Annotated in this window: 28 protein-coding genes and 1 pseudogene; 17 read left to right on the forward strand and 12 right to left on the reverse strand. The window is 57.6% G+C overall.

Going from position 1 to position 24,363, the window contains the following annotated elements:
• Positions 1 to 192 precede the first annotated feature (192 nt).
• The 9 genes from PMI34_RS02850 to PMI34_RS02810 all read left to right on the forward strand — a co-directional run bounded on the left by PMI34_RS02850 (position 193) and on the right by PMI34_RS02810 (position 8,293).
• A complete protein-coding gene (locus PMI34_RS02850; RefSeq protein WP_008053563.1) occupies positions 193 to 687 on the forward strand; it encodes a hypothetical protein in 495 nt (164 codons plus the stop codon).
• Between the two features lie 48 nt (positions 688 to 735).
• Entirely contained in the window at positions 736 to 1,755 is a 1,020-nt protein-coding gene (locus PMI34_RS02845) for a hypothetical protein (protein WP_008053564.1), read from the forward strand.
• 93 nt (positions 1,756 to 1,848) lie between these two features.
• The gene (locus PMI34_RS02840; protein ID WP_008053566.1) at positions 1,849 to 3,312 is read left to right on the forward strand and encodes an aldehyde dehydrogenase family protein; all 1,464 of its coding nucleotides are present in this window, start codon (positions 1,849 to 1,851) and stop codon (positions 3,310 to 3,312) included.
• An 8-nt stretch (positions 3,313 to 3,320) separates the two neighbouring features.
• Positions 3,321 to 4,388: a maleylacetate reductase gene (locus tag PMI34_RS02835; RefSeq protein ID WP_008053567.1), complete on the forward strand. Its 1,068-nt coding sequence runs from the start codon at positions 3,321 to 3,323 to the stop codon at positions 4,386 to 4,388.
• Positions 4,389 to 4,425: 37 nt separating this feature from the next.
• On the forward strand, positions 4,426 to 5,298 hold the full coding sequence (locus PMI34_RS02830) for a dioxygenase family protein (protein ID WP_008053568.1): 873 nt from the start codon (positions 4,426 to 4,428) through the stop codon (positions 5,296 to 5,298).
• Positions 5,299 to 5,301: 3 nt separating this feature from the next.
• Complete coding sequence (locus PMI34_RS02825) at positions 5,302 to 5,619, forward strand: YciI family protein (RefSeq protein WP_007997964.1); 318 nt, start codon at positions 5,302 to 5,304, stop codon at positions 5,617 to 5,619.
• Positions 5,616 to 5,969, forward strand: a complete 354-nt coding sequence (locus PMI34_RS02820; protein WP_008053569.1) for a Rieske (2Fe-2S) protein — start codon at positions 5,616 to 5,618, stop codon at positions 5,967 to 5,969. The genes PMI34_RS02825 and PMI34_RS02820 overlap by 4 nt, the downstream gene beginning before the upstream one ends.
• A gap of 67 nt (positions 5,970 to 6,036) precedes the next feature.
• Positions 6,037 to 6,492 carry a YMGG-like glycine zipper-containing protein gene (locus PMI34_RS02815; RefSeq protein WP_008053573.1) on the forward strand — a complete coding sequence of 152 codons (456 nt, stop codon included), beginning with the start codon at positions 6,037 to 6,039 and terminating at the stop codon, positions 6,490 to 6,492.
• 184 nt (positions 6,493 to 6,676) lie between these two features.
• Entirely contained in the window at positions 6,677 to 8,293 is a 1,617-nt protein-coding gene (locus PMI34_RS02810; RefSeq protein WP_008053574.1) for a mechanosensitive ion channel family protein, read from the forward strand.
• Between the two features lie 81 nt (positions 8,294 to 8,374).
• Here PMI34_RS02810 and PMI34_RS02805 read toward each other — a convergent pair whose 3' ends face one another.
• From PMI34_RS02805 to PMI34_RS02765, 9 genes are all read right to left on the reverse strand, one after another.
• Positions 8,375 to 8,875, reverse strand: coding sequence for an outer membrane beta-barrel protein (locus PMI34_RS02805; protein ID WP_008053577.1), 501 nt, complete (start codon positions 8,873 to 8,875; stop codon positions 8,375 to 8,377).
• A 70-nt stretch (positions 8,876 to 8,945) separates the two neighbouring features.
• Positions 8,946 to 10,541: an EAL domain-containing protein gene (locus PMI34_RS02800; RefSeq protein WP_008053578.1), complete on the reverse strand. Its 1,596-nt coding sequence runs from the start codon at positions 10,539 to 10,541 to the stop codon at positions 8,946 to 8,948.
• A gap of 263 nt (positions 10,542 to 10,804) precedes the next feature.
• Entirely contained in the window at positions 10,805 to 11,818 is a 1,014-nt protein-coding gene (locus tag PMI34_RS02795; RefSeq protein ID WP_008053580.1) for an AraC family transcriptional regulator, read from the reverse strand.
• Positions 11,819 to 11,944: 126 nt separating this feature from the next.
• The gene (locus PMI34_RS02790) at positions 11,945 to 12,277 is read right to left on the reverse strand and encodes a hypothetical protein (RefSeq protein ID WP_008053581.1); all 333 of its coding nucleotides are present in this window, start codon (positions 12,275 to 12,277) and stop codon (positions 11,945 to 11,947) included.
• A 176-nt stretch (positions 12,278 to 12,453) separates the two neighbouring features.
• Entirely contained in the window at positions 12,454 to 12,744 is a 291-nt protein-coding gene (locus PMI34_RS02785) for a hypothetical protein (protein ID WP_032829909.1), read from the reverse strand.
• Positions 12,745 to 12,936: 192 nt separating this feature from the next.
• On the reverse strand, positions 12,937 to 13,419 hold the full coding sequence (locus PMI34_RS02780; protein ID WP_008053583.1) for a hypothetical protein: 483 nt from the start codon (positions 13,417 to 13,419) through the stop codon (positions 12,937 to 12,939).
• The gene (locus PMI34_RS02775) at positions 13,416 to 14,237 is read right to left on the reverse strand and encodes a transcriptional regulator (protein WP_008053584.1); all 822 of its coding nucleotides are present in this window, start codon (positions 14,235 to 14,237) and stop codon (positions 13,416 to 13,418) included. The genes PMI34_RS02780 and PMI34_RS02775 overlap by 4 nt, the downstream gene beginning before the upstream one ends.
• Positions 14,238 to 14,920: 683 nt before the next feature.
• Complete coding sequence (locus tag PMI34_RS02770; RefSeq protein WP_008053585.1) at positions 14,921 to 15,385, reverse strand: YMGG-like glycine zipper-containing protein; 465 nt, start codon at positions 15,383 to 15,385, stop codon at positions 14,921 to 14,923.
• Positions 15,386 to 15,497: 112 nt separating this feature from the next.
• On the reverse strand, positions 15,498 to 16,178 hold the full coding sequence (locus PMI34_RS02765) for a DUF3313 domain-containing protein (RefSeq protein ID WP_008053586.1): 681 nt from the start codon (positions 16,176 to 16,178) through the stop codon (positions 15,498 to 15,500).
• Between the two features lie 306 nt (positions 16,179 to 16,484).
• Between PMI34_RS02765 and PMI34_RS02760 the strand changes: the two genes are divergently transcribed.
• The 3 genes and pseudogenes from PMI34_RS02760 to PMI34_RS28480 form a co-directional block, all read left to right on the forward strand.
• Positions 16,485 to 17,285 carry a hypothetical protein gene (locus PMI34_RS02760; RefSeq protein WP_050562117.1) on the forward strand — a complete coding sequence of 267 codons (801 nt, stop codon included), beginning with the start codon at positions 16,485 to 16,487 and terminating at the stop codon, positions 17,283 to 17,285.
• A gap of 34 nt (positions 17,286 to 17,319) precedes the next feature.
• The gene (locus PMI34_RS02755) at positions 17,320 to 17,712 is read left to right on the forward strand and encodes a GFA family protein (RefSeq protein WP_008053589.1); all 393 of its coding nucleotides are present in this window, start codon (positions 17,320 to 17,322) and stop codon (positions 17,710 to 17,712) included.
• An 8-nt stretch (positions 17,713 to 17,720) separates the two neighbouring features.
• Positions 17,721 to 17,942, forward strand: a pseudogene (locus PMI34_RS28480) (cupin domain-containing protein); the annotation flags it as partial.
• Between the two features lie 130 nt (positions 17,943 to 18,072).
• Here the strand turns inward: PMI34_RS28480 and PMI34_RS02750 are convergent.
• Positions 18,073 to 18,744 (reverse strand): eCIS core domain-containing protein, encoded by a 672-nt coding sequence (locus PMI34_RS02750; protein ID WP_238538835.1) that lies wholly within the window; start codon positions 18,742 to 18,744, stop codon positions 18,073 to 18,075.
• A 293-nt stretch (positions 18,745 to 19,037) separates the two neighbouring features.
• Here PMI34_RS02750 and PMI34_RS02745 point away from each other — a divergent pair, with 293 nt between their 5' ends.
• Positions 19,038 to 19,463 carry a DUF2628 domain-containing protein gene (locus PMI34_RS02745; RefSeq protein ID WP_008053591.1) on the forward strand — a complete coding sequence of 142 codons (426 nt, stop codon included), beginning with the start codon at positions 19,038 to 19,040 and terminating at the stop codon, positions 19,461 to 19,463.
• Between the two features lie 122 nt (positions 19,464 to 19,585).
• On the forward strand, positions 19,586 to 19,921 hold the full coding sequence (locus PMI34_RS0127560) for a hypothetical protein (protein WP_157222737.1): 336 nt from the start codon (positions 19,586 to 19,588) through the stop codon (positions 19,919 to 19,921).
• A 44-nt stretch (positions 19,922 to 19,965) separates the two neighbouring features.
• On the opposite strand, the gene PMI34_RS02740 is transcribed toward PMI34_RS0127560, so the two are convergent.
• Complete coding sequence (locus tag PMI34_RS02740; protein ID WP_008053593.1) at positions 19,966 to 20,787, reverse strand: helix-turn-helix transcriptional regulator; 822 nt, start codon at positions 20,785 to 20,787, stop codon at positions 19,966 to 19,968.
• A 96-nt stretch (positions 20,788 to 20,883) separates the two neighbouring features.
• Here PMI34_RS02740 and PMI34_RS02735 point away from each other — a divergent pair, with 96 nt between their 5' ends.
• Together PMI34_RS02735 and PMI34_RS02730 are read left to right on the forward strand one after the other, a co-directional pair.
• Positions 20,884 to 21,840, forward strand: coding sequence for a threonine dehydratase (locus tag PMI34_RS02735; RefSeq protein WP_008053594.1), 957 nt, complete (start codon positions 20,884 to 20,886; stop codon positions 21,838 to 21,840).
• Positions 21,841 to 21,951: 111 nt separating this feature from the next.
• Entirely contained in the window at positions 21,952 to 22,647 is a 696-nt protein-coding gene (locus PMI34_RS02730; RefSeq protein ID WP_338009881.1) for a tRNA (adenine(22)-N(1))-methyltransferase, read from the forward strand.
• 142 nt (positions 22,648 to 22,789) lie between these two features.
• Here the strand turns inward: PMI34_RS02730 and PMI34_RS28870 are convergent, their stop codons facing one another.
• On the reverse strand, positions 22,790 to 23,179 hold the full coding sequence (locus tag PMI34_RS28870; RefSeq protein WP_157222739.1) for a hypothetical protein: 390 nt from the start codon (positions 23,177 to 23,179) through the stop codon (positions 22,790 to 22,792).
• Between the two features lie 330 nt (positions 23,180 to 23,509).
• Between PMI34_RS28870 and PMI34_RS02720 the strand changes: the two genes are divergently transcribed.
• Entirely contained in the window at positions 23,510 to 24,160 is a 651-nt protein-coding gene (locus PMI34_RS02720) for a hypothetical protein (protein ID WP_008053597.1), read from the forward strand.
• The last annotated feature ends 203 nt before the right edge of the window (positions 24,161 to 24,363 follow it).

A 24,363-nucleotide genomic window follows, 5' to 3' on the forward strand; every position in this document is an offset into this window, starting at 1 on the left:
GTCAGTCAACATTGATGTTGAACAGTAGGCCCCCATCGCGAGCAAGCTCGCTCCCACAAGGATTGCGATTGAGCAATGACAACAGTGTTTGCGTTTCGCAAACACTGTTGTCGCCGGTCCTCTAATTGTTCGCCGAGGTGCTGCGACGTACTGTTGGCTCACTGTTACTACAACAACAAAACGGTGAAAACCATGAGTAGCGCTGCAATCGAAACGGTCTTCGGCTCGCTGGACAACTACACCAAAGGGTCGGTTGAAATCATCAGCGGCCAGGCCAGCCACTACGCCTTCTCCAACATTTTCGAAGTGGCCGATCTTTCCCGTCCTTATGAAAAAGTCGTGGTGGGTTTCAACCTTGGCTACGTCGTTGAGTCCATCCGTGCCGAAGGCCAGTCGCCCTGGTACACCGCAGCACACGACGAATTCGCCATCGTCATGGACGGCGAGGTTCGCGTGGATTTCCTCAAGCTCGATGCGCCGTTGAAAGCCGGCGAGGGCACGCATCTGGCCGGTGACGTACCTGCCGGCAAACCGATGGGTTATGTGTTGCTCAAGCGCGGCCATCAGTGCCTGTTGCCAGTCGGCACCGCTTATCGCTTCGAAGCCAGCCGCCCGGGTGTGATCCTGCAGCAGACCATCAAAGGCCCGTTGTCGGTCGAGAAATGGGCCGACATCTGCTTCAAGTGATCTGCCACGCCCGACCGCCCACCCCACAACAACAAGAGGAATTCCGCCATGGCCATGCTTGAAACCGCTGCCGACACCGCCCACCTTGCCGACGATGAAGTCCAGGCCAGCGCGCCCCATGCCGTCACCGGCTACCGCTCATTCAAACTCGGCGCCTTCGAACTGTCGCGCGACGAGTATTTCGCCCGCATCACCTGGCCGGCCAAGGGCCAGACCCGCTCGCACCTGATTCCGGTCGACGCCTTCCTGCGCGCCATGATGCGCGACGTGGCCTGGGGCTTTTTCTATGGCTGGGTCAACTTTGACCACGTCATTGGCACCCGCAATTACTACGGCAAGGTCGACCTGTACGCCGGCACCTTCAACGGCACGCTCAAGGCGGCCGGGGTCAATTACACCGAAAACTTCGAAACGCCACTGATCATGGCCACCTTCAAGGCCATCCTGCGCGACTGGACCAATGCCACCTTCGACCCCTTTGCAGCCCCGGAAGAAACCGGCAGCGCATTCGGTCGCAAGAACGGCAACAACATCGAAGCCATCGAGCGCTCGCGTATCGCCACCAAACGCATGCCGGGCCTGAAGGATGACTCGCCGCTGCGTGATGACTTGCCGGTCAACCGCCAGTTCATCGATGTGCCGCAGGACGAGCCGGAGGTCCATGCCGCCGAAGGCTTCGAAGGCGAACTGCATGCCTTCAACCTGTTCAAGTACCTGTCGCGCTCCGATGTGACCTGGAACCCGTCGGTGACCTCGGTGTGCAAGGCCAGCCTGTTCTGCCCGACCACCGAGGAGTTCATCCTGCCGGTGTTCCACGGCAATGACCGCATCGAGTGGTTCTTGCAGATGTCCGACGAAATCATCTGGGACGTCGGCGACAAGGACGACGGCAATCCCCGTGCGCGCATCACCATGCGTGCCGGCGACATCTGCGCCATGCCCGCGGACATCCGTCACCAGGGTTACTCGACCAAACGCTCGATGCTGATGGTCTGGGAAAACGCCACGCCAAACCTGCCGCAACGCTACGAAAGCGGTGAGCTCAAGCCGTATCCAATCGAGTTCTAGGACCTCGCGTCCGGCCCGGCCCAGCGCCGGGCAAAGCGCTCAGGAACCACTTCGTCAAACACTGCGCCAGCCGCGCGGTGCGAGGAAACCATTATGCAAAATCAGCTCTATATCGATGGCCGCTTCGTGGATGCCGTCGGCGGCGGCACCATCGACGTCGTGTCGCCCCATGACGGTTCGTTGATCACCCGCATCGCAGCAGCCGAAGCCGCTGACATCGACCTCGCCGTGGCCGCCGCCAAGCGCGCCTTCCCGGCCTGGTCGGCGCTGGGCGCCGCCGAACGCGGACGCCTGTTGCTCAAACTGGCGGACAGGATCGAAGCGTGCGGTGAAGAACTGGCGCAGCTCGAATCCCTCAATACCGGGCACCCGATCCGCGATTCCCGTGGCCTCGACGTACCGCGCACGGCGGCGTGCTTCCGTTATTTCGGCGGCATGGCCGACAAGATCGAAGGTTCGGTGATTCCGGTCGAAGCGGGGTTCCTCAACTACGTGCAACGCAAGCCGATTGGCGTGGTGGGGCAGATCGTGCCGTGGAACTTCCCGCTGATGTTCACCAGCTGGAAAATGGGCCCGGCGCTGGCAGCGGGCAACACCATCGTGATCAAGCCTTCGGAAATCACTCCGTTGTCGACCTTGCGCATTGTCGAGCTGATGACCGAAGTCGGCTTCCCCAAGGGCGTGGTCAACGTGGTGCCGGGCTACGGCCATACCGCCGGGCAAGCGCTGGCCGAACACCTCGACGTGGGCAAGATTGCCTTTACCGGTTCGACCGCCACCGGGCGTCGGATCGTCGAAGCCTCCAAAAGCAACCTCAAGCGCATCCAGCTGGAACTGGGCGGCAAGGGCGCGAACATCGTGTTCGAGGACGCCAACCTGGACGCGGCGGTCAATGGCGCGGCCTGGGCGATCTTTCACAACCAGGGCCAGGCCTGCATCGCCGGTTCGCGGCTAATTCTGCACAAAGATATCGCTGATCAATTCCTTGAGCGTTTCATTGTGTTGGCCAAGTCCATTCGCCTGGGCGACCCGCTGGACCCGGACACCGAAATGGGCCCGCTGACGTCGGCGCTGCACCGCGACCGGGTGATGGCGTACATCGATATTGCCATCGAGCAGGGCGGCAAGGTCCTCGCTGGCGGCAAGGCACCGGAGGATAAAGCGTTGGCCAATGGATTTTATGTCGAGCCGACAGTGATCGAGGCCAGGCCCGGTGACCGCGTTTGCCAGGAGGAAGTCTTCGGCCCGTTCGTCACCGTGGTGCGCTTCAGCACCGACGAAGAAGCCCTGGCCATCGCCAACAGCAGTGAATACGGATTGGGCAGCGGCCTGTGGACGCAGAACCTGAGCCGCGCACACAAAATAGCCGACTCGATTCATGCAGGTATGTGCTGGATCAACTGCTACAAACGGGTCAACCCGGGCAGTCCGTTTGGCGGTGTCGGTCAGTCCGGCTATGGCCGGGAAATGGGCTTCGAAGCGATCCACGACTACACCGAAGCCCGTTCGGTCTGGGTCAACGTCGATGCCAACATCCCTGCGTATTACAAACGTTGAGGCCTGCCATGAATCCTTTTGTTTACCAAAGCCTGCCGACCCGTGTGGTGTTCGGCTGGGGCAAGCTCTCGGCGCTGGCCGAGGAAATCGAACGGCTGGGTGCCCGGCGTGCGTTGATCCTGACCACACCGGAACAGCAGGGGCTCGGCGAAAAGGTTGCGGCGTTGCTCGGTGACCGTGCCGCCGGTGTCTATCCAAGGGCCGTGATGCACGTCCCGCTGGAAGTGGCGCAAGCGGCGCGCATCGAGGCGGCGCGGCTGGATGCCGATTGTTGCGTGGCCATTGGCGGTGGCTCGACCATCGGCCTGGGCAAGGCGATTGCGATGGATTCCGGCCTGCCCATCGTGGCGGTGCCGACTACCTATGCCGGCTCCGAGATGACGCCGATCTACGGGCTGACCGAAAATCGCCTGAAAAAAACCGGACGGGATCCGCGGGTTTTGCCCAAGACCGTGATCTACGACCCGCAATTGACCCTGACCCTGCCAGCGCAAATCTCCGCGTGCTCGGGCATGAACGCCATGGCCCATGCCGTCGAAGCGCTGTACGCCCAGGATGCCAACCCGATCATCGGTTTCATGGCCGAAGAGTCGATTCGCTCGCTGGCGCAGGCCTTGCCGGGTGTGGTCAACCATCCCGATGACCCCGAGGCGCGCAGCCAGGCGCTGTACGGCGCGTGGCTGGCAGGCATTTGCCTGGGTTCGGTCGGCATGGCCTTGCACCACAAGCTCTGTCACACCCTGGGCGGCACGTTCAATCTGCCCCACGCACAGGCGCACGCCATCGTCTTGCCCCACGCCGCGCATTACAACCGCGAAGCGGCGGCGGGCCCGCTGCAACGGGCCGCCCGCGCATTGGGTGGGAGCGAAGCGAGTGAGGTCGGTGCCTTGTTGTACGCGCTGAACCAGAAACTGGGCATCCCACTGGCCCTGGCGGACATCGGCTTTCCGGCAAACGGCCCGGCCGAAGCTGCGCAAATCGCTTGTGCCAGCCCTTACTACAACCCGCGGCCGTTCGAACAAGGCCCGATTGAGGCGTTGTTGAACCGTGCCCTGACAGGTCAGGCCCCAGCCTGATCTGCCAGCCACTTTTATCCTCGTCGGAATAACAACAATGACCGATCAAGACAAAGCCATAGAGTCACTGATCTCCCAACAGGCGGTGAACAGCTTCAACGACGCGCCCAACGCGCGTTACAAACAGATCATGCAAAGCCTGGTGCGCCACCTGCATGGGTTTGTCAGCGAGGTCGAATTGACCGAACGGGAGTGGTTCGAAGGCATTGGCTTTCTGACCGACACCGGGCACAAGTGCGATGGCCTGGTGCGCCAGGAATTCATTCTGCTGTCGGACACCCTGGGCGTTTCGATGCTGGTCGACGCGATCAACCATCGCCACAGCGCAGCGGCCACCGAGACCACGGTGTTCGGGCCGTTCTACATCGATGGCATGCCGGATCGCGAGTTCGGCGAAAACATGGCCTTCACGCCCGGGGAGACAGCGCTGGTACGCGGGCGCGTGGTCGACATTCATGGCAATGCCTTGGCCGGAGCGGTGCTGGACGTGTGGCAGACCGCCGAAAACGGCATGTATTCCGGACAGGACACCGAACAGCCTTTCGGCAACTTGCGCGGGCGCTATCGCACCGACGCGGATGGCTGCTTTGCGATTCGCACCATTGTCCCGGTGGCCTATCCGATACCGACCGATGGCCCGGTAGGGCGCATGCTCGATGCCGCCAACCGCCATGCGTGGCGGCCAGCTCACCTGCATTTCATGATCGAGGTGCCGGGCTATCGCAAATTGGTGACGCACTTGTTCAACCACGATGATCCGTATCTGCAATCCGATGCAGTGTTTGGGGTGAAACAGTCGTTGCAGGTGATTTACGAAGACTTGACCTGCCACGACGATGTGTCCGCCAGGCTGGGTATGGACGTGCCGTTCAAGCGTGCATGTTATGAATTTGTCATGGAATCTGCGTGAATCATGGGTCAGTTCTTTGCGGTGTTTGCCACTGATCATTCGGACTGCCAGGCGCTGCGCCAGCGTCTGCGGCCCAGTCACCAGGCGCATTTGCGTGCGACCGGGGATCATCGGGTCGTCGTGCGCCTCGGCGGCCCGATCCTTGATGATGCCGGCGCGGCGATGACGGGGACGTTGCTGGTCATCGAGGCGGGCAGCCTGCCGGAGGTCGAAGCGTTCATGCGCGACGATCCCTATGTCCAGGCGGGACTGTTCGCCAGTCTGCAGATTCGCCCCTGGCACTGGAGCCTGGGCAATCCGGAACTGCGCGGTTTTCCATGACCCGCATTTCCTTGTGCCGACTGGACGACATCGCCGACGGCGGGGCGTTGGGATTGCCACAGCACCAGCAACTGCATCCTGCCGGGCTGGTGGCGGTGCGTCAGGGCGAACAGGTGTGGGTGTACATCAACCGCTGCCCGCATTTCTCGGTGCCGCTGGACTTCAATCCGCAGCAGTTCTGCACCTGGCGCGGCAAGGTCCTGATGTGCGCCCATCACAGCGCGATGTTTCGTTACGACGACGGGCACTGCATCGACGGCCCGTGTAAAGGCGCGCAACTGGAGGCCGTGCCGGTACGTTGGATCGCAGACCAATTGGTCATGGAGATTGAACTCACCGCCGGTCAGTAACCGGGTGGCTGATGGGGGCTGATCTAAACTCCTGTTGGGGGTGAACCAGGTTCATCCGGAGGTCATCATGAAAAAACTGTCACCTATCAGTCTGTGTCTCGCCTTGTCGGTTTTGAGCGCCCCGGGATGGGCGCAAACGGTGGTGCCGATGAAAGGGCAAAGTTCGCAACAAACCCAGGCCGACATCAACGAATGCAACAGCATCGCCGCCAGCCAAAGCACCTCGACGGCTTCCACGCCTTCCGGCGGTCGGATCAAGGGCGCTGCTGCCGGGGCTGCCGCTGGCGCGGTTGGGGCCCAGGTGCGCGGCAATCAACGTGACGAGGTCTATGATCGTGTCGACGATGACACGAAACAGGACTATCGCCAGAACCGCGCCAAGGAGACGGCGGCAGCCGGTGCCGTGGTCGGTGCGTCACGTCAGCGCCAGGAACGCCGGGAGCAATCGAAAACCACGCAGGCGAACACCACGTCGGCTTACACCAGCTGTTTGCAGGGCAAGGGTTACCAGGTCAATCCTTGAATGCACTGTAGGAGCGAGCTCGCTCGCGATGGTCGTCAACGATAACGCGGGCTGGCAGGTGCCCCGCGGTGTTCTCCGGTTTATCGCGAGCAAGCTTGCTCCTGCAATCTGACAACCGTTCATCGGTGAACTACGCTGCGGTACGTACACTCGACCAGAAATTTGTGAAGTAGGGATCTGACAGATGCGGAGCAGGCTGCTCGTTGTATTGTTCACTGTTTTCGGGTTGTTCTGGTCGTTGCAGCTGTGGGCAGAGGATTCACCAAAGGTGGTTGATGCGCCTGCTGAGCTGAAAGTGGCCAACCGCAGTGTCATGGTGTTTCGCGCGACTCTCCTCGGTGAAGCCCCTGCCTCGCGGGTCAAACGGGCGAAAGCGGTGATCGGTGAGGCGCTGGACGAGGCCGACGACCTGAAGGTTACCCTCGATCCGATCATGACAAGCTACATGGTGCTGCTGGGTTCTCGCCGCGCTTTCATCGTTACGCCCAAGGATTTCGACGACACCGAATTCGACTCGGTGCATCTGGCCGCCGAAGCCGCAGCTGAAAAACTGCGTCAGGTGGTGGCCGAAACCCGGGAAGCTCGCAGCCTGCACTTGATACTCCGGTCGGTGGGCGCCGCGCTGCTCGCCACCGGTATCTATCTCGGCCTGCTCCTGGCCATGGTTTTTCTACGGCGCAAACTGCTGAAAAAATTGCCCGACCTGATGCATCGGCATACCCAGGCCCTGAAGGTCGGGCGGGTTCCGCTGATCGACGCCAACTTCCTCTATCCATTGGTCAGCCGTGTGCTGGAAGTGCTGCGCTGGGTCATCGTGCTGCTGCTCACCTACGAGTGGCTGGGTTTTGTCCTGTCGCGTTTTCCCTATACCCGGCCCTGGGGTGAAAGCCTTAACAACTATCTGCTGGAAGTCGCCGGTTATTTGCTGCAAGGGATTCTCGGTGCCATCCCCGGACTCGGCGTAGCGCTGGCGATCTTCTTCATTGCGCGAGGCGCGACCGCCTTCTCTCGCCGGATACTGCGGCGCATGGCCACGCCCGGTACCTTCAACTGGCTGAACCACGAAACCCTGAAGCCCACCCAGCGCCTGACGTCGCTGGCGATCTGGCTGTTTGCCCTGGCCATGGCTTATCCCTACTTGCCGGGTGCCGGTACCGATGCGTTCAAAGGCTTGTCGGTGCTGGTCGGCCTGATGATCTCGCTGGGTGCTTCCAGCGTCGTCGGGCAGGCGGCGGCCGGATTGATCCTGACGTACACCCGAACCCTGCGCCCCGGTGAATTCGTGCGCATTGGCGAGCACGAAGGCACAGTCACTGAACTGGGCATGTTCACCACCAGCATTCGTACCGGCCTGGGCGAAGTGCTGACCCTGCCCAACTCGATGATCACCGGCACGGTCACCAAGAACTATTCACGGGTTGTACAAGGCCCCGGTTATGTGGTCGACACCGTAGTCACCATTGGCTATGACACCCCTTGGCGGCAGGTCGAAGGGATGTTGCTGGAAGCCGCCAAACGCACGCCCGGCGTCCTCGAAACCCCACCGCCGCAGGTGTTCCAGACGGCGTTGTCGGATTTCTACCCCGAGTACCGGTTGGTGGCCCAGGCCATCCCCAGTCAGCCTCGGCCACGGGCGGTGCTGCTGAGCATGCTGCACGCCAACATCCAGGATGTGTTCAACGAGTACGGCGTACAGATCATGTCGCCGCACTATCTGGGTGATCCGCAACAGGAGAAATGGGTGCCCAGGGACAAGTGGTACATGGCACCGGCGCAGGAATCGAAGGAGACGTTGAAGTAATGGCGGGGGGCTGACAGGGCGAGGACGCGCATTGCGGCAAGTGCGATGAGCGACCGGGGCGGTCGCTCAGTTGTAGCGGTGTTAAAAAAGCATATAGGCGGACGCAGTCGTCTGATTCAGGTCGATCTCTCCGACCTCCAGGACTTCGTATTCAGCGCGCAGGCCGATATTGCGAAACACATCGACCTCCAGGCCGACACCATAGGTCAGGTCAACCCCGGTATCGTCGTCGGTGGCATTGCCGTCGGCGTCCCAGGCGTGAGCACCGAGACTGCCGAACACCCGCATCCGATCGCCCAGTGGAAAGCCCACATGGGCGGCAGCCTGGGCCGACTTGCCTTCGAAATCGACATTCTTGTCCTTGAATTGACCCAGGTCGACGTAGGCACCCTCGAAGGCCAGGTAACTATTGACGCGATACCCGGCATAAACCTTGTAGCTGGTGTCGTCGTCGTCCAGTCTGGATTCGTCGGTCTGTATGCTGCTTACGCCAGCTCCAAGATATAAACCTTTGTCATCGGCGAGCGCTTGAAAAGACAGCAGCGATAGCAGTGAAGCGAAGCCAAGGTTTCGAAGTAGCATGTGTGGTGGAGTCCTTGTACAGGTTTGTCTGGTGTTAGGGTTCGGCGAGCATTTGAGGGGCCGTGAGGGGTTAATAGAAGTCATTGATTGATATTTTTGAGTCATAGGGCGGGATGTTTGCCGGGCATTGAAAGTAGCGTCTTGCCAACGCTTGAATGGGCAGCGCTTTGGAGAACAGCCAGCCTTGCGCCAGTAGAACCCCCTCCGAAACCAGATGCGGCAGTTGCTCCGGAGTCTCCACACCTTCGGCCACGACCTTGAGTCTCAGCGACTTGGCCAACTGGGCAATATGGCGCCACAAGGCGTCCTTGGCCGCGATCTTGTCGTCTGCGATGAATGAGCGATCTATTTTCAGAATGTCGAATGGCACTGAATCGAGGAGCGAGAGGTTGGAGTAGCCGATACCGAAGTCGTCCACGGCAATGCGGTGTCCGCACGCACGAAGCCGTCGCAATTGCAGGGCGGCAGGCTTTTGGTCGAGCAGGGTCCTTTCGGTGATTTCAAAGGCCATGGCGGACACAGGCATGTTGTAGGTGGCCAGCACGCCGGCCACATAGTCCGGGAAGCTCGGGTCCTGAATATCCTGGGCGCAAAGATTGACCGTAATGTAGAAGTCCTTGCAGGCCCAGAGATAGGTGCTGTAATCCTCCGCCACTTGTCGAATCACCGAGCGCGTAAGTTTGCGGATCAAGTCAGACTTCTCCGCCACCGGGATGAAAACATCCGCAGGCACTTGGGTGCCGTTGTCGTTCCAGTGGGAAAGTGATTCGGCGCCCACCAGATAGCCCGTCGTCAAGTTGACGATTGGCTGATAGTGAACCCCCAGGGTGTTGGCTTTCAGGGCATTGCGCAGCCGTACAGCGGTAGAGGTGTAATGTCGTTGAATACACCTTGCGAGCAAGAGCAGCGCGGCGAACACGCACGCAAGGCCAATGAATAATTTGAATTTGAGACTTGTCAGGTAGCTCAACGGAAGAGAAACGACAGAGATCAGTTCATTTCGGTTGCCCGCAAAGGCGATCAGGGCCTTGTCTGCCGAGATAACCAGTTCTTCCAGGTGGAAGGGCTTGCGCATCATCAACGGCCTGAGACCCGTAGAGGCAATGGGCACTGCGCCGCCGGGGCCGATGAGGTCCAGTTGCAGGTCCTCGGGAAACTTCAGATTGTCGAGCAGGATTTTCTTGTTTGCCCAGACGTAGGTTGACTGTTCCGACACAATGATAAAGTCGGTGTCCGCGGAAACCGTGTGGCCGGAATCCACCCAGTAGGTTCGCTTGCCAACGGAGAACTTGCGTTTGTCGTTACCGGTCAGTATCGACGGGAGTTCTTGTCCGTAGGAGGAACAGATCTTGCCGTTGGGCAACTGGATTGCCGCTTGATCGACGAATCGCAGGTTCTTGACCAGGTCAGCCAGTTGCGAGTATTGCTCGGCGGAGCACGCTTGACCCGAACGATCAAGATCGCCGAGGGTTTCCAGTACTTTGTCGATCTGCGCATTGGGCTCCACTTGTGCTGCGCGCAGATCGGCATAAACGTTATTCAACTTCCGTGCAGTGAATGGCTCCGCCAGTCCTCCAGCGCAGAGCCATGCGGCCCAGCCCGCTGCAGCAATCAGACAGACAGTGACTGCGTGCCTTCCAAGTAACGCTTTATATGCGGCAACCATCGACAAACCCCGAGGTATCATTATTTCACTGTGCTTCCTGTAGTCGCGGATTAAGCGTCTTCAGTACCAGTCAATTACCCAGGCCAATAAGATGCCGCTTGCATAGACTGCAATGCACAGTGCGATCTTCTGCTTGAGTGGCAGTGTGTTTATTCGATGATGCATGCTTATCTCCTTGAGTAGGCAAATAAGCAATTTTTGATACCTGTTGTTAATCAAGGAAAATCATTAATCATCATTTACAGGGCTTTGATAAAGGCCTGTTAACGATGACTTCTATCGCCAGCGACCTGAATGTAAACGGGTGAGGTCGTGTTCCTGGGCCTGGCTGAATTGCGCCTGGCCGTTTCCGACGGCGTCTCTCCGTAAGCGATCTGATACGCCTTGGAGAACCGGCCCAGATGGTGAAAGTTCCAGAACATCGCGGTTTCTGTGACGGTGGGCCAGGTTTTATTGATCAGGTCGCGACGGGCACTTGCGAGTCTCAAGTTTCTGATATATGCGATTGGCGATATCCCGAACGTTTCAATAAAGCCAAAGTGCAGGGTACGCGTGGTGGTTTCAAGTTGTCTTACGAGCGACTTTATAGTGAGCGTTTTTTTTGTGTTTTCATGGATGTACTGGATGGCTTCTATCGCCACCTTTCTTCTTGTCGGGACTTTGCGGCTGACACCGCCTGCGGGCGTCAACGACTGCAACAGAGAAGCGAGTACCGCACTTTCAATCACCGAACCCTCTGCTTCGCTGCGTTGTGCTGAAGCAGCGTCATTGATGTCGTCACAGCAAGCGCTGATGGCTTGAATGGCCGATTGTATGAATTGAAAGTTTTCAGCCTGGAAGCTGTGTTGTGTCCGATTTGCAAGAATATCCATGACAGGGTGATGTTGGCGGCACCGGTTATAGTTTTCCAGTGTCGTGGTGATGGTGAACAGTGTTTCATTCGGTTCACAGGTGTAATGCACCGATTCATCGCTGTGCAGTACGATGACTTCGTCAGGTCGTAGTTTGTGATTGTTTACGACGGGGCGCCCAATCGGGACCTGGGAGATGGCGAATGTCACGCATCCGGCAGGGACAGAGCTGACCAGGGTTACGGATGAGTCGAACTCAAGGCGACTGCACTGCAGTTGCGGACTGTGAAAGAGTTTGTGTTGCCGAATGCGCGCTTCATGCTCGGTCGGAATAAGGCTCATTTCCCATTTGCCTATTGTTCTATTCAGTTGGCTCGGCAAGGCAGAAGACAAATGAAAGATCTCGTCGGGCGGTGCGATACTCATGAAATTGAAGGCTCATCTGTTAAATGATTAAGGTCAAGCCTGGCGGGCAGTCTGGAGAAGATACGCGATCGGGCGTTCATTCTGCCGGTGAGTTCGACCCCGTTTCCATTGGCTTTGAACGGGTTGTCAGAGTCCCCGGATCAGTTCCAGTTCCGCCGAAAATGCGTACTTGCTGTCCGACGGTGAGTCGTCCAGGCGTTGAATGTTGCGCGGATCGATTTTCGAACTGAAAATCTGCGATTGGGGTTTCATCGGGTCAATGGCTGCTGCCGTGAAGGAATAAAAGTCGTCAATACGATAACCGGTTTTTACCTGATAGCCAGTTTTCACGGTACTTGGGGCCTTCTTGTTGGTTTCGACACTCGTCAATTTGGCACTGTAGACGCCCTTGTCGTCGGCCATGGCCTTGAGGGAAAGCAATAAACCAAACGACACGGTGACGAAGTTTTTCAGTAGCATCGAGGCGATTCCTTATTAACAGTTTATTCAGGCAGAGCAGAGTGTCAGCTTCATCTCTGCCACGACCCGGCTGCAAACAATCTCACTTCGATGGTGCCTGCCAAAGTCAATAACTCATATTTTCCAGGTCGCCGGAAGAGGCCCGTCACCGTTTTCCCCTGCGAATACAACGCTCCTCAAAGTAGTATGAGCCTGTTGGCGTAGCTCATGCCGGTATCACTTTGTGGTGGGGCAGGGAGAGCAGAATCACTGTTCTGCTCGTCCGTATGATACTCATTCTCACTTTGAATCTTCAGATGCGACAGTTTCTGGCTGTCATCCGGGCTTGTTTCAATTTCATAATATTCAATGGTCGTGCTTTCGACGGAGCGTTCGTCGTGCGCCAACGAATAAAGTGGCATGGCAGACAGAAAAAAGACCGTCATGAATCCGAAAGTCGTCGACTTGTGGGTTCGCAGGAAATGCATGGTTTTCACTTGACTCTCCTGTATAGGGCATTGTCCCGGGCGAGAATCAAGCAGGCTCGATTCCAAGGATTATCGGCGAGGGATTTTTGTCAGGAGAGACGTTTGATTCAAATCAATAAGTATTATTTTTGTTTGAAAATTCTTTGATGTGAACCTGTACAAGGCGGGTGTCGAGTCGCTGCGGGAGGCTGATTAATGGTTCATGCAGCGCAAGCGGCCAAGTTCATGGATGTAAAAACACACGGCGTTTTTATCCTGGGTCGGGATCAACTCGTAGTTTAGAATGGCGCCTTCTTGCAAGACATACTGACGCCTGAAGAACAGGTCAGGGGTCTTTTCAATGGCAAAAAGTTCATTGTCCTGGCTGAGCTTGATATTGCTGACCTTGATCTCGACGTGTGTATTGTTTTCTCCAATTATATTCGCCGAGATGGTCGCGTTGCGGATTTTTCCATTCAGGCTTTCCAGTGTGGTCCCCGTGAGTCGACCATGCCCGATAGTGAGGTACTCTTCGGTGTTGAGTTGGTTGAGATCCTCCAGCCATTGTCGGGATTTTGTCTGGTAGCTGGTATTTTCCATGTAGTGCGAAGGTGAATAGACAAAAGAGAAAATGCACAGTGCATTGATCAAACCTATAAGAGGCCAGTGAGCGGCTTGCGGAATTCCGAACTTCATAAGGTGACTTCCAGACATTGACGAATCATCAAGGCGAGGTCTCTTTCGCTGCTGTTCAATTGCAGATTTGCAGTGCTTTGATCCTGGCGGATGCACGAAACGGAATAATTGGCTTTATACAGGTTGATCCAGACCTGGCCCTTCAGGTTTGGCGGTAGCTGTTCAGTTTGTTTGACTGACAGATCCATCAGCGCTTGAGCCTCGGCAAGATCGTTGCCCACGGCGTGTATGACCAGTCCATTCTTGTCGATACTGGAAATTTCAATTTTTGGTGCGTGGAAGTCGAATTGAAAAATAGTAAAGGCAACGACTGCCAGCGTAACGAAATAACCGATCAGTTGGGCCTTTGTAATGCGGGTGGAATTACTGGTTTTTCCTGGAGGGGCCAGTCGCTCATCACCACCCGGTGGCGGTAGTTGCTCAATGATGGGCGCGGGTGGTTGCGCTGTTTCCACTCGGGGTGTCGGTATATCTGCTTGCGCATCGACGACACATTGCCGGTTGAAGCAATATCCTCGTCGAGGAACAGTCATCAAGATCTCGTGATCCCGACTGTCATTGAGAATATTGCGCAGTGAGAAAACCGTTTGATTCAAACTGCCGGAGGCAACCACGCGGTCATTCCAGGTGTAGTCAATGATTTCATCGCGGCTTTTAGTGACACCTGGCTCCATGAGCAGCAGGTCCAACAGACGCGACTCAGCTCTACCTAGCGTGGAATTCTGTACATCTCCATGGGGTGTTGTAATGGAAAGCATGGCGCTCTCGGGGTCGAATACCGCCATGGCGCCATTTTTCAACTTGAAGGTGTAGCTCATAGAAATCTTCCGTTCAGGCGGTGCTGGCCTGAGTATAGGGGCCGGATTTGGCTCGGTACATTCTGGTCTGGGAAGTGAACGAAGATGAGGGCCAGGCGGAAGGTGCACTGCGTGTCGCATTTACAATGCCGGACTGGCTCGTTTCAGAGGCGTGCGGTTCGGCAAACAGCCCGGCCTGCCAGAGGTATCAGTTCAATCAAACAAAGGAAAAGCATTGCTGGATGACCCATGGTTTTCGATTTGGACACCATGAATAATGCTTGGAATGGATTAACTGCGCTATCCGAAAACTGCAAGCTCGGGCAGGCGGGTTTGCGCGCAACCAGGCCTGAATGAACTAATCTCGTTGTGCCGACAGTCCTCAAACTCAGCCTGAACTATCAAGATACAAATCAATGATTGTATTTTTGTGCACTTGGCTTGCTAAGGATTATTTTTGATTCTTATTAGCTTTGAACCGGGGGCGTTACCGACTTAAATGGCTCTCGAGGAGCGTTGACGCACATCGCGTTCATGATTTGTTTGTCGCGGCGTAAACGATCCTCACCTCTCGTTCTACGGCTTTGCCCCGGGTCCTTTCATGAAGGGCCCGGGGCTTTTTTTGAGCGGACGAAGTTGGCCAGAAGCCAGGGCGCGAGCAAAACGACAAGGACATAAACACGTCATGCCATTGTCGTCGCCGATCAAGGCAAGACATCGTAGCCACGTTGTTGCAGGCAGCTGCTGTAGACGGAGTTGTTGGCGGTGATGTCTTGTTCGCTCTCATTCATATTCTGCCGGCGCTCCTGACGTTGCCTGGAGCCCCCCACGACGGCGCCGGCAACCGCGGCACTGTGTGCGCGGTTCTGGCGATAGTCTTGCTTGGTATCGTCGTCAATCTGGTCATAGAGGTTTTCATGTTGGCGGCCGCGAACTTCTGCCGCGGTCGCACCGGCTACCGCGGCGGTTGCGGCGCCCTTGACCCGACCACCGGAAGGCACGGTGCTTTGCACCGGATGTTGTGCGTTGGCCTGGGATTGGCAGGCACTGGTGTCCTGCTGGATGGTCTGGGAGGTCTGACCTTTGAGGGGAATCACTGTCGCAGCCAGGGCGCTGGTGCTCAGCAACAGCATCAGAATCGCCAGAGTTTGGGCCGGAATTTTCATCATTGAGTCTCGCGTCAGGCGTTGGTGCGGCTAACGGTTTGTCAGAGGGAAAGCGCGGCGGGGTATCACATTGAAACCCCATGCCGGTCTGCTTGCGATGGGGTTTACCTGAACGTCAACGCTTGAGGAGGAGGGCCTGCATATCGTCTGTCATGCCTTTGAGTGCAACCTTGAAGTCATTGGCAACAATCGGCTGTTCGGCATTCTTGATGGTCTCGCCGAATACCTTGCGCACGATCTTCGCGACCGGCATACCGGTCTTGGCGTCGATCAGGTTGGCTTCGATGTACATCTCGGCGGTCTGGTCCCGATGCCCGGTGGCTGCTTGTGTCGCCCCGACAATGGCCCCGATTGGAACAGCTTCATACCAGTGCATGCCTTCGTTGTTGGCGCTGACGTGAGTGATCGCTGCCTGCAGGATCAGCGACCGCGAATCGGTCGGCGCCAGCTGCGGATAAGGGATGATCGCATAGCGTCGGGCAAAGGCGGTCTTGACGCTGTTGCTGGCCATCAATTGCAGGTCTTGCAGGGTCTTCAGGCTGACGCGCGCGGTCGGCTGCGGCGATGGATACAGCTCCATCTGCCGGAACACCACCGTGGAATACGCGCGAGGATCGAACCCTGGCGATACCCAGCGCAATACTTTCTGCTCACTCGGCGTAGTTTGCTCCTCCAGGCCCTGGTAATTGCCCAGGAAGCCCGAGTATTGCTCTTGCTGCGCGACTTTCGAGACACAGCCGACCTGAAATACACAGCTCAAAGCAATACCCGCAATCCATTTATTCGACATGCCCATGTTTTTGGTTCTCAAGTGATGAAAGTTGTCATTCGGGTTCCGACCTGGCCCCGGGCATTGGTCCGCACGCCTTGTATTCAGGCACTGGTACTTGCCGGTCGGTTACGCAAAGCAGGTGCTTGCACGCCGGACAATGCGGGCCGAATGCTGCCCGTAGCGGCGGGATAATCCCAATCAATAACTCTCAAAAACTGTCAAACACGGGGCCGGTAAAATTGCACATCGATCACTGTTGCCTACGCTAACCCTTAGCAACGCCGGCTTTGGCGTCTACAGGTGAGTGAAATGGATTTGAAAGAACAATGGATGGGTACCGCGTCGACATTCTTCGTTGCGTTGGGCTTCATCCCGATGGCTCAGGCCGATGATTCGGCAGAATTGGCAAAGAAAGCCCTCAACCCGGTCGCGGCGATGTACAGCCTGCCGGTGCAGTACAACTGGGACCAGAAAATGGGGCCTACCGGGGAGGGCATGCACAGCGTCACCAATATCCAGCCTGTGCTGCCGTTCGCCTTGAACGAAGACTGGAACCTCATTTCCCGGACCATTCTACCGATCATCGACCAGCACGGCCTGGCCCCCGATGGCGCGGCGGACAAATCCGGCACCGGCGATATCACCCAGAGTTTTTTCTTCTCGCCAACCAAACCCACGGAAAGTGGCTGGATACTCGGTGGCGGCCCGGCGTTGCTGATACCGACCGGCAGTGATGAATTGCTCGGCAGCGAGCAATGGGGCCTGGGCCCGACGGCGGTGGCGTTGAAACAGTCCAATGGCTGGACCCGAGGCATTCTGGCCAACCATATCTGGGGCCTGGACGACAGCCCGCCGGACGACAAGGAAAAGGTCAACCAGACCTTCCTGCAACCCTTCCTCTCGTACACCACTCATACGTACACGACCTACGGGGTAAACACCGAGTCGACCTACAATTGGCAATCGCGCGAATGGTCGGTACCGGTCAACCTGACGGTCACCCAGCTGCTGAGGATCGGCGGTCAACCGCTGACGGTGCAGGCCGGCCCGCGCTACTGGCTCGACAGCCCGGAGGACGGCCCGCAAGGCTGGGGCTTTCGCGCCGCCGTGACGTTCCTGTTTCCACGCTGATACGCCGTTTCGCACGGCCTGGAGGAGGCACCCCATGAACCGATTCACCGGCGGTTGTTTGTGCGGCAAGGTGCGCCTTGTCGCGTCGGGGCGCCCGTTCCGGGTTGGCGTTTGTCACTGCCTCGACTGCCGCAAACATCATGGGGCGCTGTTCCACGCGTCCGCGATATTTCATCAGGATGCCGTGACGATCGAAGGTGAAACCCATGACTACGCCGGGCGGCATTTCTGTCCGCTGTGTGGTTCCTCGGTGTTTTCACGCAGCGCAGACGAAATCGAAGTGAACCTCGGATCCCTGGATACCCCTGACCAGCTGACGCCAACCTACGAAATCTGGACTGTGCGACGAGAGGCCTGGTTGCCGGCGTTCGCGCTCACCCGACACTACGAGCGCGATCGAGCGCGCGCAGGGCGTTTAGAGGACTGACGGGCACCGAGGTAAGGGCTGGCGAACTCGTTCTGCTTCCTCGCAACGACGCACATTCCTTTGGCAGCGACCTGGGCATTGCGCCCACGCCGGCGAGGGACGTCATCCAGCCGCCAGAATTCGGCGCCATTTCACGGATCAAGTACGGCGGGAACGGTGGGGCCACGCAGTTGCTGTGCGGATTCCTCGGTTCGCAAACACCCTTCAGTCCGCTGCTTTCTTCGCTGCCCGAAGCCGCGTTCAGTCGCGTATTCAAACGCCAGTTCGGCACATCCCCCTGCACCTGGCGCAGACAATCAGCGTGAGAGGGGGGCGGTGCCAGCTCTTCATGGTTACCTGACCAGGCTTGACCCTTTGAACTCAGGGAAGTCGAGTCGATTCTGCCCGAGCCTGGCTGGCTCGCAGCGTTCTGGAGACCTGGGCTTGAATCTCGTAGGCAGGCGCCTCGACGGCTTCGTAGTCACGGGTATAACGAGTGGCAAACTCGCGATCACCCCATTGCTGGTACTGCTGCACGTGCTTCAACTCGTGCGCCCACAGCGCGACATCGTTCAGTGCATCCTCGGGATTTCGAAAGACGATGATGTCTATCAGGGTGACCGCACGTACATCGGGATTCTGCAGCATGGTGTGTGCGGCGTTCAGCTCCACATCATCGCCGACCTTGTAGCGCGCCGAATCGAGCACTTGAATGTCATACCAGGGTTCGAGTTGGGCCCGGATATTCAACGGGATTGGCCGGATATCGCCCGTTGCCGCGGAGTTGCGCGATTGCACAATCCAGTTCTGCAATCCAGAGGCCGCCATCTGGTTCATGTCGTCGAAGATCGTTCCAGCTTCCTCTTCGGAACCAGGGGCACAAAAACAAGCGACCATGCAGATCTGGGACTGGCCGGCCGGGCAGGCGAAAACCGAGGACGAGGTGCCTGCGCAAAGGAGCACGATCGCTAACCGGAAAACTTGACGCAAAAATACAGCTGACAATCGGTTCTCCCAAGGGCAATGGCGGTCGGCAGGCGATACGTTGGGCATCTTGCGCCCATTGTCCTGCCGCGTGTTGGACCGCAACGACACCGTTCGATTCCCTGGGTTCCAGAGTATTTTCAACATCGCCTGAAAGGCCGTGCCTGGCCGAATGCGGCACGTTTACGCTGCAAACTGTAACGGGTGTTTAAGAAAATCGCTTTGGCGTGGGAACTTTACTTCGCAAATCGCCTCCATAGGCTGTCCTGGTGGCCACTCGACATGCCTGCCACGCCAGGCATGGAGCAACACCAAGGAAATCTGGAAGCAACACACCATTCAGGGACTAAAGGACTTATCGAATGAACACTACAGATCAAGTGCAAGGCAGCAGCAAGTACAGCGCAAAATGGCAGGCGCGATTTGCCTTCTTCGATGCTCACGGTGCGCCCAATGCACCGGGTTACAAACCGGCACTGCAGCAACTTCCCCTGAAACAGAAGATGAGCATCAACGCAAACATCATTGCGTTCTTCTTCGGGCCGATTTACCTGTTTGTGCTGGGACTTTGGAAAAAGAACCTGACGCTGATTGCGATCATGGTTGCCATTTCCTTCGCTCTGGACGCTGTATTCGCACTGGTCGACTTTGGCTTCACCAAGCAGGTCAACTTTGCCGTGGGCTTCGCTTTCAATCTGCTTTATGCCCTCTCGACCAACTACGCCTACTACCTCAAGGAGCAAAAGGGCGAACAGGGATGGAACCCGTTTAAAGGCATGCGCTGGTAAGCAATTCTGCAAATACAGCTACAGGGTCATGACAAAACATGGCCCTGTCGTTGTGTTCTGATCGAATGCGCTTTCTTTATGCGCGCTTTCACCTACTTGATTGACCCCTTATGACACTGACAATGTTCGTCTTTTTCTTTCAGTCCATTGCGGGGGGCATTGGTACTTGTATCGTGATGCCCAGCCCCGGCGTTATCCCGCCATCTACCAAGAACATCGACCATCCCTCCAAACCATGGCGAATCTTTTATAGGGTCATGGCCATCTGCATGTGCAACCTGGGAGCGGTTGTGATGATCATGATTCCATTGGCCGAACTCGACAATAATTTCCCTGGCAATGACCTGTCGAACGTTACTCGCGCATTGCTGCTGCTGGTCCTGCCAACACCCTTGCTCCTCGTCCTCTACAGGCTGTTTGCTAAGGCCGCGCGCAAGCGGGCCAGGGATTCCAGGTAAGGCTGTCTCATGAAGCGGCGAAAAAGCCGGCTGTTAGCCAGACGCTAACGTAACCCCAAAGATTGACGCAACTGCGCCGGACTCACGCCAAGGCGTTGCTTGAAGGTGGTCGCCATGTGCGCCTGGGAGTTGAAACCGCAGGCGTAGGCGATCTCCGTCAGGGTGGCGGTCGGATTGCGCATCAGCGCGCGGGCCTTGGCGAGGCGTCGGTCGATCAGATAACTGTGGGGGCTTTTGCCGGTGGCGTTTTTGAAGGCCCGCATGAAATACCCTTCGGACAATCCAAGCAGGCTCGCCATCGCCGGTACGCTCAATGGGCCTTCGAGGCCTGCATCAATGAACTCATCGAGCAAGCGCATCCGGCTGCCGGTTATCGCGCCATGGGCTGCTGTCGACACCGCTTCGCTACCGGTCGCCCGCTCGGACAATGCCAGTGCCCAGACTTCCCAATCATCCTCCATGGAGGGCAGCAACAGCGCGGCGCGCATTCGCCAGGCGAGGGCAGTGGCCTGCTGGTCGATACGATTGTTGAAGGCACGATCCCCCTCCAACGCCATACCGTCGGTGCGAATCACCCGCAGGTATTCACCGCCCTGGGGTGATTCGGACAACACGTCACATCCGGCGGGGACGAACGCCAGGCCGTTGGGCACGGCATCGAAGGGGCGTATGCGGTCACTGCCGATGGCGTGCAGGCCTCGCTGGCTGTCAAAGGCAAAGCCGATTCCCGCCTGGGTCGCGACATAGCGGGTCGCGTAGGCACAACCGGGGAGCAATTCGATCGTCCAGGGCCCGGCCTCGATACGACGAACCGGTTCGGACAGCAGTGGTGGCGGCGGGCGGTTTCGATGACTCATGGACACCATAGTAGTGAAGAGAGGGGACAAAAGTCAGGTCGGTTTTTTGAAAGCCGCAATACGGCGCCGTTGTTCAGACTGGGCAAAATCTCAGGGGGACCACCCATGCACAGACTGACTCGCGACGATATCGAACAGGCCGCTCGCCAGGTTTACCAGGTCATGCCCGCCACCGCCCAGTACCCTTGGCCCTTGCTGGCTCAACGGTTGGGTTGCACGGTGTGGGTCAAGCACGAAAATCACACGCCTACCGGTGCTTTCAAAGTGCGCGGCGGGATCACGTTCATGCACTGGCTTAAACGCGAGCACCCAGGCGCGAAGGGCATTGTCAGCGCTACCCGCGGCAACCATGGCCAGAGCCTGGCACTGGCGGCTCGCACACTGGGTCTGCAGGCGTTGATCGTCGTGCCGCAAGGCAACTCGGTAGAAAAGAACAACGCCATGCGCGGCTTTGGCGCTGAAGTGGTCGAGTATGGCCGGGATTTCGATGAGGCTCGTGAAGAGGCTGCCCGCCTGGCGCAGGCGCATGACCTGTTCCTGGTGCCGCCGTTTCACACCGAACTGGTCAAAGGTGTCGCCACTTATGCGCTGGAGCTGTTCAACGCCGCGCCGGACCTGGACACCGTTTATGTACCGATTGGCTGTGGATCGGGGATTTGCGGGGTAATCGCCGCCCGCGATGCGCTGGGTCTGCAAACCGAGGTGGTTGGCGTGGTTTCCACGGAGGCCGCGGCCGCACAGTTGTCGTTTGACGCTGGCGTGATATGCGAAACCGCCTCGGCCAACACTTTTGCCGACGGCCTGGCCGTGCGCAAGCCGATTCCAGAAGCCTTTGCCGTCTACGCGGCAGGTGCGGCGCGGATCGTATCGGTCAGCGATGACCAGATCGCCGAAGCCATGCGTGTGTATTACACCGATACCCATAACCTTGCCGAAGGGGCCGGTGCGTCGGCGTTGGCAGCGCTCATCTCGGAGCATGAAGCCATGTCGGGAAAAAGGGTGGGGGTGATTCTGTCCGGTGGCAACGTCGACAGGTCGGTGTATGCGCGAGTGATTGCGTAAAGGGGGCCATGACCCTGGTCACATAAATTTGAAATGCACGGCATTGCTCGACAGAATCACGCCCCGATCCGGCCAAAGGCGCCGGACGTTCGTGGTGAAAAGGGGCCGCAGTTGAACGAACAGACATTGTCCATGCGCCTGGAGCGCGTGGCGGCACATGTGCCAGCCGGTGCGCGCCTGGCCGATATCGGCTCGGATCATGGCTACCTGCCGGTGGCGTTGATTCGCCGTGGCGCCATCGTGGCGGCGGTGGCCGGCGAGGTGGCGTTGACGCCGTTCCACGCGGCCAACCGCACCGTGCGCGAGAACGGCCTGGACTCGCAGGTCACCGTGCGCCTGGCCAATGGCCTGGCGGCAATCGAGCCTGGAGACGGGATCACGGCGGTCAGCCTCTGCGGCATGGGCGGCGAAACCATCCGCGACATCCTCGACAGCGGCAAGGCGTACCTGAGCGGTCAGGAGCGCCTGATCCTGCAACCCAACGGTGGCGAGCAGCCATTGCGCCAATGGCTGATGGACAATGGCTACCGCATCCTCTGCGAGGAAGTGCTGCGGGAAAATCGTTTCGACTACGAAATCATCGTCGCCGAGCGCTCCGGACCGGTGATCTACACCGCCCAAGAGCTGTACTTCGGTCCGTTGCAGATGCAGGCCCGCACTCCAGCGTTCCTGGTCAAGTGGCAGCGCAAGTTGCGCCAGAAACACAAGACCCTGAGCCACTTTACCCGGGCGCAGCAGGCCGTGCCCGAGGAGACGGTGCAGGACATCGCGCGGCAGGCCCGGTGGATTACCGAGTTGTTGGCTTGAGCCTGGTCCGGGATGTGTACGTGTCTGCGCTTACGCGGGCGATGGATCGACCTTTTTCCCGGACCCATTGCCTTTTGCCTGACGGGCGCTGCGACGCAGTTCCTGTGGCTGCCTGACGGCGACGGATACGGGAGCGCGCTGGTCAATTTCCGCTACATCGCCAACGGCCTGATGACCACCGATGAGGTCGTGAAAAAACCGGAAGGGCGCTGATCATTGATACGCCCTGATTTTTCAGGGCTATCAGCGCGGCATGGTCTTTCGCAATTTGATTGGCGTAGGCGATGGAGAACCTGCCGACGGCCTGGTCGAAAACGTCCAGCGGGCTCGTTTTTGCATATTTGCGCAGGTCTTCGTGGTAAGCAATTTTCGCCGTTGGTCGGGTCTGGAGACAAAAATTCAGCGAAATAGCGATTTTTTTTTCGGCATACGACCAGAAACGATTCAGCGGCGTAGCAACGCGGGTTTCAGCCAAAGAGGTAGGCGTCCCCAGGTTCTGGAAACAGTACCGTTTGTCGATGTTTTTGTTCAAAAATTGAACGATCGGGATATGCTGGGCTCTGATTTTCCAGCAGGCGGATCCTTCGGGGCGCGCTGCACTCACTAGAAAAATGGACGTATACCTCATCTGCATTGAATGGAATGCACATGGGGATTTTTTTTACCTGAGACCTGGAGTGATAGTATGCCGTCATCACTGACTCGCTGGGCGAGTCGCTCTCTCTTGTAATACCAAATTATTTAGTTGCTTCAATCTTTGCCAACTTGACCTTGCAGGTGCGAATAAATAATTCGCCTGCCTGGGGCATGGTCAATTTGCACTGCTGCTATAAGTGGAGATGTAGTTTTGGATATTAATACAATGATTGGCCTGATCGGCCAGAAAGAATCCATGGAGTTTTTGCGTTTAGGTGTTGTGTACGTTCATCTGTTGGCGTGCTGTGTGGCTATTGGCCTGGTGTTTGCGAGCGATGCCGCCATGGTCAAGGATCTATTGAAAGGTCGCGTGTCGTCGGGTCACGATAATGAACATATGGCCAGTCTGCAGAAGTCTGTTGCCAATGCGTTGATATTCTTGTGGGTGACGGGCGCTGCGATTATAGGTATTGATTACCTTGATAAAGGCATGACCTATTTTGCCAATCCGAAACTTCAAGCCAAAGTTATTATTGTATTGTTGCTGACGTTCAACGGCATGTTGTTGCACCGTTATGTATTGCCTGCAATGTTGAAGGCCGGTTCTTTGCTTGATCTTCAGGTCAATGTACGAATGTTTGCCCTGTTCTCTGGCGCACTGTCGGGCGTGTCCTGGTTGTATGCCGCCATGCTTGGTGTTGGTCGACCGCTGGCCTGGAAGTATTCGCTGACCGAGTTGCTGATGGCCTATCCGGTGTTGATCGTGCTCGGCTTTGCGATGATGGTGGCGTTGACCCAGTGGGCGCGTAAGCGCAACGAAGCAACGCCGGTTCAGGAATCTACCTGGATGTTTGCGGGAATTCCTGCGCTGCGCTGAGCTGACGAGAATCCGGGAAAGGACGGTTGAAACCGTCTGAACCGTTCAAACATCAAACCCCCTCCTTGTGAGGGGGTTTTTTGTGCGCGTGGGTATCAGGAAGTCAAAGAAACCGGCTCATATGGCTAATGCCAGTCAGTTAAGCGGTAATGCGATCTGTAGCAGCTGCCGAGCCTGCGAGGCTGCGTTCGGCTGCATAGCAG

Origin of the sequence: Pseudomonas sp. GM74, assembly GCF_000282455.1 — a bacterium.
Taxonomy (GTDB): domain Bacteria; phylum Pseudomonadota; class Gammaproteobacteria; order Pseudomonadales; family Pseudomonadaceae; genus Aquipseudomonas.